The 590-nt window shown below is 62.2% G+C and carries 1 pseudogene; it reads left to right on the top strand.

Going from position 1 to position 590, the window contains the following annotated elements:
* Positions 1 to 590 (top strand): annotated as a pseudogene (locus EO99_RS0125440) (glutamine synthetase); the annotation flags it as partial.

Raw genomic sequence — 590 nt, 5'->3', positions numbered from 1 at the left:
GCCCGCACCAATGGTGCGCTGGTGATGTGCGAAGTGATGATGCCGGATGGCGTCACGCCGCATTCCTCCAACAGCCGCGCCACCATCCTCGACGACGAAGACGCCTGGTTCGGCTTCGAGCAGGAATACTTCTTCTATGAGAACGGCCGTCCGCTCGGCTTCCCGGAGCAGGGCTACCCGGCGCCGCAGGGTCCGTACTACACGGGCGTCGGCTACAAGAACGTCGGTTCGATCGCCCGCGAGATCGTCGAAGAACACCTCGACCTCTGCCTCGAAGCCGGCATCAACCACGAAGGCATCAATGCCGAGGTGGCCAAGGGCCAGTGGGAATTCCAGGTCTTCGGCAAGGGCTCCAAGCGTGCCGCCGACCAGATCTGGATTGCCCGCTACCTGCTCCTGCGTCTCTGCGAGAAATACGGCATCGACGTCGAATTCCATTGCAAGCCGCTCGGCGACACCGACTGGAACGGCTCGGGCATGCACTGCAACTTCTCCACCAAGTTCATGCGCGAGATCGGCGGCAAGGAGTACTTCGAGGCGCTGATGGCGGCCTTCGCCAGGAACTGGCAGGATCACATCAACGTCTACGG

This window comes from Pseudorhizobium marinum (assembly GCF_000705355.1).
In the GTDB taxonomy this organism is placed as follows: domain Bacteria; phylum Pseudomonadota; class Alphaproteobacteria; order Rhizobiales; family Rhizobiaceae; genus Neorhizobium; species Neorhizobium pelagicum.
This window is presented reverse-complemented; position numbering and strand designations above follow the sequence as displayed.